Below are 10,918 nucleotides of genomic sequence, written 5' to 3'. Positions count from 1 at the left end.
TTGTTATGTGGTTTTCCCACGTAGTCCTATTAAGTTTCCAAATGGGTCCTCAACTTGGCACATTGAAAGCCCATCTTCAATTTCCATTGGTCCACGATAAAGGCACGCACCGAGTTCTTCAAAATGAGCCAGGGCAACACATAAGCTATCTACTGACCAATAAACAACTGTGCCACTTTTACCAGCACCAACCTTTTTGTCTGCTTGGACTATTTCTAGTGAGAAACCATTTATATCAAGCGCTGTGAAGTCAAAGTCAGGATGATAAACCGGAACGGCTTCTGGAAAAGCTTTCTTGTACCATTCAAGCCCTTTCGCTACATCTGGGACATGAACAAGAACCGCTGATGGATTCATAATTTTTCTCCAACCACATAACGCCCTGTTAAGGTGTGAGCAACGCAATACCGAAGTCGCCGCATACCACCTTAAACACCGAACGCAACGCACAGTAAAAATGCCACGCGTTGCGAATCACTCTTAAACAGATTGTTATGTTTATTCTGTTTCGAACTCTGCTATCAACTCTTCTACACGGGGGCGATAGGACTCATTGTGAGCAAGAAAGTCATCTAGAGACATAGTGGTACTGTTTTCTTCCCATTTAAAATGACTTACAGGTTTCGATGTACCTTGCCTTACTTGATATGTACCATCATCTAGCCTGTCTAGAAAGATATATGTTTCATCATCATGTCCACGAACTTTATAAAATATTTGTTTAGTTTTCATAAGGTGCCTTTTTCAATTTCTGTTCCATCAACATCATATTTGACGAACGATACTGTAGTGCTTTGAGGAGGATAGATGCTCATGCTATCCCTTACGATGTACTTGGCGATTAGCTCCCCATTTTGATCTAGTTCGTCATAACCATAAATGTCAGTATCACGACCTTTTCGTTGCTCACTTTTGCAACTTTTTCTGACAAGCTTATGGCTCTTTGGAATATTCAGTTTTTCTTCATACATACCTAACTCCTTAATAAACATAACGCCGCATTAAGGGGTGAACAACGCAAACCACCCGACCTAAACCATTGTGCCGTAAGCACTAAAGCCAATTCAAACCAAAACTGCCAAGCGTTGTGAATCCCTCTTAAATGCTTTGTTATGTGGTGGTGTATTAGTGTCGTTTAACATCTCAAATATGCAAAAAATACGCACCAAATGTCATATTTGATGTAATTTTAAACTATGTTGTTACTGCCAATAACGGCAATTTGAATAAGGATATAATATGCCTGTGAAGCACACCCCACCAGATGGGCCAAGCATTGTACACAAAGGACAAAAGGGTGGAACTACCGGTTGTGGATTTAATACAAAGGAAAACCCTAGTCACTGGACAAATACTACTAGCAAAGTGACATGTGAGAAAAATGGCTGTAAAAATTAACTAGCCAATATAACAAGGGCAAGTATATTGCCCTTATCAGTGTGCTAAGCCACATAACGCCCAATTAAGGTGTGAGGCACGCGACCACGACACTCAATTTGACCACCGTAAACACTGAACACAACTCAAACCAAAAATGCCAAGCGTGCTGAATCACTCTTAAATTGTTTGTTATAGCGCATTTTCCGACGCGCGCATTACTGACAATACTTTCGATAGTACGTTCGGAATACCCGTGCCTTTTAAGTAGCTAACACTAGTATTACGACTTGTGGTTTCATCGAACAATTCGTGAAACGAGCTTTGTTTTTCAATAACAACAGCAGGTAGTTCATACCCATCTTCATTGAATTGATCTGCTGTAATATCAATAATATAACCATTGCACACCAACCACGCATGGGATTGGTTGAAATTTTCACCTAGCCCATTACCACAGACATACTCACTGTCTAAGTTGTGGTACTGCAATAAATACAGACCTAGCAAATCTGTAGCATCTCCACAGCAACCATTTGGAAAGCCAGAAGAGTGATAAAAACTAGTCATACTATGAAAGTCTGATTTCTCAAAACTCGCCAAAATATCCCTAATTTGATGAATCTTTTTCTTAACTTCTTTATTCAAACCAAACTCCAATATTGCCTTGCGCTATAACGCCGCGTTAAGGGGTGAACAACGCCAACCACCTAACCTAAACCATTGTGCCGTAAACACTAAAACAGATTCAAACTAAAAATGCCAAGCGTTGAGAATCCCTCTTGAACGCCTTGTTATGCGAAATTCGACAAGGCTGATTTGTACGCATTTCTAGCCTCAGGGCTTAAGTAACTGTCCATACCTTGGAGCAGTTCAAATAGCTCAGCACCATATTTGAGTTTGAACTCGACAAATTGACCTACAACGGCATCACCATACCTACCACCCAGAAACTTTCTCGATTCGTCACCTACTGTCGATTTGACTTCATCTGTAACCGTCTTGCGATCTTTACCAATGAATTCTTTAAACAGCATAAAGCCGAAAGGAGCGATAATAATGCCGGCGATAAGATATGAAATGTAATCAACTATATCGGTCATGTTCATACTTTTTTCTCCTGCGCTCTAACGCCCTGTTAAGGTGTGAGCAACGCAATACCGATGCTTCCGCATGCCACCTTAAACACTAAACGCAACGCAACGCAACGCATAGTAAAAATGCCACGCGTTGCGAATCACTCTTAAACAGTTTGTTATGTTCGTAGCTTTTGTAGTCCTCGAATCGCCCTGTTAGTCGACTCTACCAAGTCAGCCCGTTTCAATTTTTCTCGAATTGCCAATGCTTCTATGAACTGTTGCTCTGCCAGTTTATAATTGCCAACCTCAACGTTCAATTTACCAAAATGCTGCAAGCTAAAACTCAAAGAAAGCTCACAAGCAAAGTCCTGGCTTTTTAAGAATGCTTTTTCAGCGCCAATCATGTCACCTGAATATTGCAGAGCCATACCTGAAACATGGGTTGACCAGAACTTGTTCTTAACGTTAGACGTTGAAGTATGCACTGTGGAAGCCATCCGATAAGCTAACCTACAAAGCCCAATGATTCGTAAACAATCGGCTATCAAGATTAACTGCCATTCTAGCTTCTCTTTTTTGTTTGAAAGCTTGAATACGAGGGCTTTATACAGCTTTACAACAAGTTTCTGAAAAACGCCAAAAGTTACCCTGTCCCTTTGATATTCCAACATGTCCTCCAAGAACATAACGCCGCGTTAAGTAGTGAGCAACGCTACCACCTAACCTAAACCATTGCACCTTAAACACAAAACTCAATTTGAACTGAGAATGCCACGCGTTGCGAATCTGCCTTAAACGCTTTGTTAGGCTTCTAACTCACGATATAAAACTAAACAATTGTATTCTTTGCCAAATTCTGTTTCGCGATCGAAAGCTCGAATTTGCGTAAAGCCTTGTTTGTACCAGAACCTAAATGCAGCGATGTTCTCCGCGTAAACATTTAAACCTACGTACTGTAGATTGGTGTATTCACTGGCTGCGTCGATGACACTGTTAACTATTTCTGAACCCAGACCTTTACCTTTAAAGCTCGGTAGAATCGTTAACATGGGAAGCCAAAGCGTACCAAATGAAGGAGCATGAAACTCAAGTTGTATGTAACCAACAACTTGACCTTTCTTTGTGCTAATTTTTCTTAGATAAAATGCTCCTTGCTTGTCAGGTAATTTTGACTTTTTGCTTTCAGCTATTAATTTTTCATACTCTGTTAGTGACCACTCCCTGAACGTTGGATCCATTGCTTTTACGTTTAAGTTACTGTCAAAAATTGACTTGGCTAACTGAGCCTCATCACTTGAAAACTCAGTGAAAACCAAATTTTTTGATTCCCATTGTGGTATTAACACTATCAACTTCCTCCTTGAAGCCTAACGCCCTGTTAAGGTGTGAGCAACGCAATACCGATGCCACTGCATACCACCTTAATCACCTAAACCAACGCATAGTGAAAATGCCACGCGTTGCGAATCACTCTTAAACAGTTTGTTAGGCATTTTTTCGAGCATCTTTAATAAAGATATGCACTGCCCCCGACTCTGTTTCCTTACGCAAAATGTCAAACAACTCAGTTGCCTCAACTAGTTGACTTAATGTAGTGAAACCATAGTTCTTTGAGCTGAAGTCTGGATACTGACGCTTTATTAAACTGCCACAATGCCCTAAAAACGACCAACCATCTTCATCTTGGTACTCACTAGCAGCACCTCGCAAGATATTGAGAAGTTTAGTGTCTTGGCGTAATTTCCTACGAATGGATTTACTGTCATTCTGGGATGATTTTTCATTCGTGCTATTGGTTGAAGGCTGCTCTTCTTTAGGGGCATATCTTTCTTTGAGCACCTCCGTATACATGAAATCATCACAAGCATTGCGAAATGCCACAGGCGTCATTTTTTTACCAACGCCAAAAACATATATCTCTGACTCCTTTAGCCTTGAAGCCAGTTTAGTAAAATCACTATCACTACTTACTAAAGCAAAGGCGTCATATTTGTTGGAGTAAAGGAGATCCATTGCATCAATAATCATTGCTGCATCAGACGAGTTTTTACCTTGAGTGTAGGAAAACTGTTGTACCGGATTTATCGCCAGCTCATTTAAAGGTTGCTTCCAATTTTTCAAGCACTCAGAACTCCAATCCCCATAAGCCTTTTTAACGAGTATGTGCCCATGTTTAGATAGCTCCTTTAATACTGCATCTAACACGGAGTATTGAGCATTTTCGGCATCGATTAAGACCGCAATTTTTTTCTCTGAATTTATATCTATCAATCTCTTTTCCTTAGGTGTGCTGAGATACCCTGATGCCTAACGCCCAATTAAGGTGTGAAGCACGCATCCACAACACTCAATTTGAACACTTTAATCACTAAACTTAACCCAAAACGAAAATGCCTAGCGTGCTGAATCACTCTTAAATTGTTTGTTATGTTTATTTAGTAGTTAAGTAGTTTATGATCTTAGGGTCTCTAAACATTGCTGAAACTGCATTCGCCAATGAGTAATTACTTGCATGTTGAACACCAAGTGCGCTTTCACCAAATGCAGTATAAGTTGCTTTATATTGACCTTCCGTTTCTACAGAAACGACTGTTTCACAACCCATAGAAAAAGATCCAGATTGATCACAACTAAATTTATCCACCGATATATTCAACTGCTTGGTTGCTATTGGAGAAATGATAGCTTTACGTTTTATTAGTTCTTTCTCAGCCACTGCAATTACGGTATCAGTCAACTCTTTCTTCGAGCCTGTGAAGGCGACAGTTTTTAGATCGACCAAGAGTAAAGTGTCATCATTCTTTTGTTCATTAACGATAGATACTGAATCATTAACATTAAATTCAATGAATGGTTGAATTTCCGTAACATCCACTTTCGGATCTAGCGGGACTGTCGCGCAACCAACTAGCGCAATTGATGCAAATGTGAAAATAAGTTTATTTTTCATACATTAAGCCTGATTAATAATAATATTATATGATACAGCACACATTGAAATTATCAAAAACATAACGCCGCATTAAGGTGTGAGCGACGCTTGGCTATACTTGAGCGAAGCGAAACTGCCAAGCGTTGCGAATCACTCTTAAATGCTTTGTTATGTGCGTTCTAATTTACTGTATTTAAAGCTAATTTATATTAAACTCCGTTCAGTAACTATTATGAGGTGCACACTATGGGAAAGTTTTCACAGCGATTACAGAAAAGAGTTATGACTCGGGGCAAGACGCATGGTTACTGTACGATTTGTCGAGATCACGGAAAACTGACCAGAGAACATGTTGTACCTCAAGGTTGCGGTAATGTTGAGGACAAAGTAATCGTTAGAGTTACCGAATACCTAGGAACTTCTGAGAAACCCAAAGGAAACCGCTCTCAAGGCGGAATACACTTTAGAACTGTTTGTGGCAAATGTAATAGCCTACTTGGAAGCAAATACGATAGAGAGCTAATTGATTTCAGCAATGATATTGCTGAGCATCTTAGCAACCTAACTTTTGGGTACGCATTTAATAGAACGACCTACCGTCCGTATAAAACCTTAAAGTTAGCCAAAGCTATCGTTGGGCATTTGTTAGCAGCTAATAGCGTAGAGGAAACGAATACAAACAGACCGCACGATCCCCGTTACGCTGAGTTAGCCGAGTTTGTACTTAATGAAGCAGCCCCACTACCCGAAGATGTTGATATTTATTACTGGCTGTATCCATATAAACCAATAAAGATGCTTCGCTCTATTGGATCAATGAACATTAATAACCCGAGCTTTCGAGTTGCAGGAGATATATTAAAATTCTATCCGATAGCCTTTTTGGTATCTTTCGATTCTAAACCAGCCCCAGAGTACGGTTTAACAAAACTCAATATGTCATCAAATCAATTGATCGATGATACTGTTGGTGTCGAAGTATCATATATGAGTGCACTTAGACCAGACTTCCCAGAGAAACCTGGAGACAATGAAGTGCTACTAATGAATGATGAAGTCTGCACCGTGGCTGTTTAGCAGCGAGAGCACATAACGCCCTGTTAAGGGGTGAGCAACGCAATATAGAAGCCGCCGCAAGCCACCTTAAACACTAAAACCAACGCATAGTGAAAATGCCACGCGTTGCGAATCCCTCTTAAACAGTTTGTTAGCTGTTTCGTATTAGGAGACTGAACTATTAACGTAAAAATAACCAACAAGACCAACCGTGCCGTATAAAAGTGCCTTCAGAGAAGCTAGCCAGTTACTTTTAATATTAAGTAAAGTCACCACAATTGAGGATACCATCGCACAACACCACATCAAGACAACTAAACAAGCAAACAATAAATCTATAACGTCACCTAACCCATAAGGTTCTCCGGGTGAGACCGCTATATGCCCATAAATTTGAGATTTATATAGTAGCCCAGAGAAAGCAAAAAAATGGACTAAAACAATACTGAACGCTAATAACTTATTAAATCTTGCTTCCATTTAGTTTCACTCTCCAATACCACATTGCACAAACAGCTAACGCCGCGTTAAGTAGTGAGCGACGCCTCCACCTAACCTAAACCATTGCACCGTAAACACAAAACTCAATTTGAACTGAGAATGCCAAGCGTTGCGAATCTGTCTTAAACGCTTTGTTATGCGAAATTCGATAATGCTGATTTATACGCTTTTTTGGCCTCGGGACTTAAGTAACTGTCCATGCCTTGAAACAGCTCAAATAGTTCAGCACCATACTTGAGCTTGAATTCTTCACTGCTATATACAAGCTCTAGCTCGTTAGCGACCGTTAACTCACAAAACAATTTCACCATTGCGCTATCAAGCTTGAAGGTTGAACCTGTAAATCTGTCTTTGAATTGGATTTCTGGCGCTTTGCCAAATTGAGGAAATACATAGTCTCGATCGCATGAGCAATACAAGTAAACTAGAGCTTCTTCGTCACAACCAATAATTCGTGCTATTTCTTGGCGCTGACTTAGCGACACCATATTTTCATCGAAACCTGCTGTTCCATAAGCAGCGTGAAAGAGCCCTGCAACTTGAAGCAATTCGCTACTACCCCAGTTCACAAGAACGCCTTGAGTCCCTTTTAAGTGCTTTTCCAATGAACCGTTAAGGTGCTGAAAGTCACCCGCACCAAGTTCTTGAAGCATTCCAAATTTATCCATAAATCTCAATTTCCTTTAGGTCGCATAACGCCCTGTTAAGGGGTGAGCAACGCAATACCAAAGCTACCGCATACCACCTTAATCACTTAGACCAACGCATAGTAAAAATGCCACGCGTTGCGAATCCCTCTTAAACAGTTTGTTAGTTCGCTACCCACCATTTCTCAGATCTGAATAGTAATATTTAAGACCTTGAGTATCGATGTGGACGTTAATTTCTTCACATTTACAAAGAAATATAAAGTGAAACCTATCGAGCATTCTGCATGTTTGAGGGTTTAGGTATGCTATGACTTTATTTTTGTTTGATGCAAACACGACCTTGTTATAGACATTTTGGTTTGAGATATTCTCTAAAACCGCGAGGCATTTCATGACCTCACACCACATTGAGTAAAGTCTATGATTGCATTGATTAAAATCCATAACTAACTCCGCTGGAATCAACTTGATTGTATCTTTAGATACATCTCGGCATAGGCTTACAAGAAAATCTCGCGAGCTTATTTCTCCTACCTCAACGTCTAATGCTTGTTCCAGAGCAGTTAAGTACTCTTTGATTTGTTCCTCTTGATGCTGAATCAATGAATGCTGATATTGTTGATGTTGTATAAATATTTGTATCGATATGACAACCAACGTAACAATCGAAAGAATTGGAGCGTATATTCCCCCGACATAACCTCCTAAATCGGACCATTCATCTGGTTTATCCCAAAGCCCAAGACCAAACTTGTATATGTAAGCCAATATTGGCATTAGCAAAACAACAAACAAAGACCACAAAATAACTTTTGCTTGTTTATTCAATTTCTACCTCTACTTTCGAAGACGTTGCGAACTAACGCCCAATTAAGGTGTGAGCCACGCGACCACGACGCTCATTTTGGACGCCGTAAACACTAAACTAGACCCAAACCAAAAATGCCACGCGTGCCGAATCACTCTTAAATTGTTTGTTAGCAGCGTGCTACTTGTTTGCACTATGCTCATTTAAAACTATGAATGACGCTCTCTCAAGTAACTCATCGTACGTTATGATTTCGACGTTTCTAGAATCTCTACGGAAAAGTTCAAGAGTTTTGCGTTTCATTTTTTTTATACCTGGGGGTTCAGCAGCTTCATCAACTTGCTCCCAGCAACCAACGATTAGAACGGTTTTCGAGTCGTAAGCATTCTGGTTAATTTCACGATAATCATCTGCATACAAATCGCGCGTTGTTTCAATTTTTAACGTACCGCTAGCTTTCTGCTCTAAGATTTGTGAGTAAGCCTCCATTAACTCTTTTGATAGCTTCCAACTCTGCGCTCTATTCTGGGTTGTCCCGAACAATGGTGTTGTAGGTAATTTTAGTTCGACAAATGTCGTGAATTTATTGTCACCCATTAAGAAGTCGGCAATAACTCCCTCACTGCCACCGGCATTAGTATCTGATGCATGAAATTCTTTTTGTAAGATACCTTGGAATCGGTAATCCAAACCATAACCAAATATCCATTGGTTTGCTGCAAAGAAATGCTGCCATGCAGTTTCGTCTTTTGTATTGGGCTTTCCAATATCAAATTTGTACTGCGGTAGATAGTTTGAATACAGTAATTTTTTGAAGATTTCGAGTTGGGATTTTCGGTAACCTGTATTAACTAGATCCTGAGTTGTGATCATTCCTTGAGACAAAAGTTCTCTCACAACTTCACCGCCATCAGAACCTGAAAGTAATGTGGTTATTTTCTGTTTAGTTTCAGCGTCCAACACATCCATTGAGTCATCAGATAGTTTAATGCGTCGCTCAGCAACTCCTTTAAGATCTAGTTCTTGAATAAAGTTCAAGAATGTTTTCAGCTGCTGCATATTGAACTTGGAAAGTTCAATAACCTGCTTTTCCTGTCCGCTAACTAGCTTGCATAGTTTAATTCCCTCGATGTCATCTTTTTCTTTCAGGTAAACAACTCTCATCATTGTTCGCGGAGCAAGCTGAATATGAAATTCATTTTCGTCAGAGAAAATGACTTGGAAAAACCTACCTTTTTCAAAAGTGTGATTATAGAGAGTCTCTAGCTTTGAATTTCTAATCACATCGTCTTCTGTAGGCTTAAAATCTGGAATATCAAACACCGATGACCTCTTATCTATCGTTTACTTTGAAGCTGCTAACGCCCAATTAAGGGGTGAGCAGCGCTAACACTGAACTTAAACCATTACACCGTAAACACTAAAGCCGACTTGAGCTAAAAATGCCATGCGTTGCGAATCGCCCTTGAATTGTTTGTTATGTGTGTTAGTTGACGTTTCTACTGATAATTTTGGCAAGAAACGCAACCAGCCCGCGCTCTTCATACCCAACATAAGACGACACTAAATAGTTACGAAAACCAAAAAATACACCGATTAAACCACAAGCTATTCCAAGCCACTCAAACCAGTGAATTCGACGCATAAAGATTGACTCAAAAGCTTGTGAAGCAGCACTACCACTCAATTCTGATGTCTTACTCTCAAGAAATGCGGGAAAGCCGAAATAGAAAATCAGGAAGGATATAAACCCGAAACAAATCGCAGCCCACCAAGGTAACCTAGCCGCTATATACACCGAATCACTAACTATTGCAGAACCGTGTGATCTGCGCCTATAGCGTCTTCCCATAATTTCCTCCGAACACATAACGCCGCATTAAGGTGTGAGCGACGCTTGGCTATACTTGAGCGAAGCGAAAATGCCAAGCGTTGCGAATCACTCTTAAACAGTTTGTTATGTACGTTTTACTAAAAATTTGCCCGGAGATAGTCCGTAAGAGCCTCTTCTACGCTACTTGTGATAGTCGTTACAAAAAACTGTGACGAGTCAGGACCTTTTCCACCAATAAGCATCGAACCGTAATTTGGATTTTCATACAGGACGAAATCACCTGTAGGTGCTTGTGTGCCAAACCTAATTTCATAGGAAACCGCTGTACCTGTATTGTCTCCACCCTTATTATTAATACTCATACATAGGGTATTAACTGTTAGGTTAAATGAAAGATCGTTATTCGCCTTTATACGCGCCCTAAGAAATTCCCCCTCAATGCGCTTTACTAGTGTCTCGTTAGTAAAAGGACAGTCACCATAGATTGAAGAAAACAAACCTAAATTGTTTGGTTCAGATCGCTTCATCCACTGCGGTACATCTGCATACGCACCACCAGTAATTAACATGAATATAAATGGAGTGAAATATTTCATAAATCAATAACTTAAAATAAGATTCTTAAGGTTAGAATTATAAGGCAGATTAACCGTATAAGTACATAACGCCTTGTTAAGGTGT

General features: G+C 40.0%; 16 protein-coding genes. 1 reads left to right on the top strand and 15 read right to left on the bottom strand.

All coding sequences use genetic code 11. The annotated features are described in order from the left end of the window. Positions 1–3: 3 nt before the first annotated feature. The 9 genes from IJ23_RS22345 to IJ23_RS22305 form a co-directional block, all read right to left on the bottom strand. Entirely contained in the window at positions 4–357 is a 354-nt protein-coding gene (locus IJ23_RS22345; protein WP_033907397.1) for a glyoxalase/bleomycin resistance/dioxygenase family protein, read from the bottom strand. Positions 358–498: 141 nt separating this feature from the next. Further along, positions 499–732, bottom strand: a complete 234-nt coding sequence (locus IJ23_RS25485; protein ID WP_033907396.1) for a hypothetical protein — start codon at positions 730–732, stop codon at positions 499–501. Beyond that, complete coding sequence (locus tag IJ23_RS22335; protein ID WP_033907395.1) at positions 729–971, bottom strand: hypothetical protein; 243 nt, start codon at positions 969–971, stop codon at positions 729–731. The genes IJ23_RS25485 and IJ23_RS22335 overlap by 4 nt, the downstream gene beginning before the upstream one ends. Positions 972–1,569: 598 nt before the next feature. Beyond that, positions 1,570–2,025 carry a hypothetical protein gene (locus IJ23_RS22330; RefSeq protein ID WP_033907399.1) on the bottom strand — a complete coding sequence of 152 codons (456 nt, stop codon included), beginning with the start codon at positions 2,023–2,025 and terminating at the stop codon, positions 1,570–1,572. Between the two features lie 146 nt (positions 2,026–2,171). Then, positions 2,172–2,486 (bottom strand): hypothetical protein, encoded by a 315-nt coding sequence (locus IJ23_RS22325; protein ID WP_152560964.1) that lies wholly within the window; start codon positions 2,484–2,486, stop codon positions 2,172–2,174. Positions 2,487–2,632: 146 nt separating this feature from the next. Next, positions 2,633–3,142 (bottom strand): hypothetical protein, encoded by a 510-nt coding sequence (locus tag IJ23_RS22320; RefSeq protein WP_033907394.1) that lies wholly within the window; start codon positions 3,140–3,142, stop codon positions 2,633–2,635. A gap of 117 nt (positions 3,143–3,259) precedes the next feature. Then, entirely contained in the window at positions 3,260–3,802 is a 543-nt protein-coding gene (locus IJ23_RS22315; RefSeq protein ID WP_033907393.1) for a GNAT family N-acetyltransferase, read from the bottom strand. Positions 3,803–3,941: 139 nt separating this feature from the next. Further along, positions 3,942–4,727, bottom strand: coding sequence for an NYN domain-containing protein (locus IJ23_RS22310; protein ID WP_009697310.1), 786 nt, complete (start codon positions 4,725–4,727; stop codon positions 3,942–3,944). Positions 4,728–4,887: 160 nt separating this feature from the next. Then, positions 4,888–5,406 (bottom strand): hypothetical protein, encoded by a 519-nt coding sequence (locus IJ23_RS22305; protein WP_033907392.1) that lies wholly within the window; start codon positions 5,404–5,406, stop codon positions 4,888–4,890. A 228-nt stretch (positions 5,407–5,634) separates the two neighbouring features. On the opposite strand from IJ23_RS22305, the gene IJ23_RS22300 reads away from it, so the two are divergent. After that, positions 5,635–6,465, top strand: coding sequence for a hypothetical protein (locus IJ23_RS22300; protein ID WP_033907391.1), 831 nt, complete (start codon positions 5,635–5,637; stop codon positions 6,463–6,465). Between the two features lie 144 nt (positions 6,466–6,609). Here the strand turns inward: IJ23_RS22300 and IJ23_RS25480 are convergent, their stop codons facing one another. The 6 genes from IJ23_RS25480 to IJ23_RS22275 all read right to left on the bottom strand — a co-directional run bounded on the left by IJ23_RS25480 (position 6,610) and on the right by IJ23_RS22275 (position 10,833). Next, a complete protein-coding gene (locus tag IJ23_RS25480; protein WP_033907390.1) occupies positions 6,610–6,924 on the bottom strand; it encodes a hypothetical protein in 315 nt (104 codons plus the stop codon). Positions 6,925–7,079: 155 nt separating this feature from the next. Beyond that, entirely contained in the window at positions 7,080–7,613 is a 534-nt protein-coding gene (locus tag IJ23_RS22290; protein WP_033907389.1) for a DUF6817 domain-containing protein, read from the bottom strand. A gap of 150 nt (positions 7,614–7,763) precedes the next feature. Beyond that, positions 7,764–8,423 carry a hypothetical protein gene (locus IJ23_RS22285; protein WP_033907388.1) on the bottom strand — a complete coding sequence of 220 codons (660 nt, stop codon included), beginning with the start codon at positions 8,421–8,423 and terminating at the stop codon, positions 7,764–7,766. A 160-nt stretch (positions 8,424–8,583) separates the two neighbouring features. After that, positions 8,584–9,726, bottom strand: coding sequence for a Shedu immune nuclease family protein (locus IJ23_RS22280; RefSeq protein WP_033907387.1), 1,143 nt, complete (start codon positions 9,724–9,726; stop codon positions 8,584–8,586). A 163-nt stretch (positions 9,727–9,889) separates the two neighbouring features. Further along, positions 9,890–10,255, bottom strand: coding sequence for a hypothetical protein (locus IJ23_RS25315; protein ID WP_053304320.1), 366 nt, complete (start codon positions 10,253–10,255; stop codon positions 9,890–9,892). A gap of 119 nt (positions 10,256–10,374) precedes the next feature. Continuing rightward, the gene (locus IJ23_RS22275; RefSeq protein WP_033907386.1) at positions 10,375–10,833 is read right to left on the bottom strand and encodes a hypothetical protein; all 459 of its coding nucleotides are present in this window, start codon (positions 10,831–10,833) and stop codon (positions 10,375–10,377) included. Between the last annotated feature and the right edge of the window lie 85 nt (positions 10,834–10,918).

Origin of the sequence: Vibrio sp. OY15 (assembly GCF_000742455.1) — a bacterium.
GTDB classification, from domain to species: Bacteria; Pseudomonadota; Gammaproteobacteria; order Enterobacterales; family Vibrionaceae; genus Vibrio; species Vibrio alginolyticus.
The sequence above is the reverse complement of the archived record's forward strand: the minus strand, read 5'-3'. Positions and strand labels throughout refer to the sequence as shown.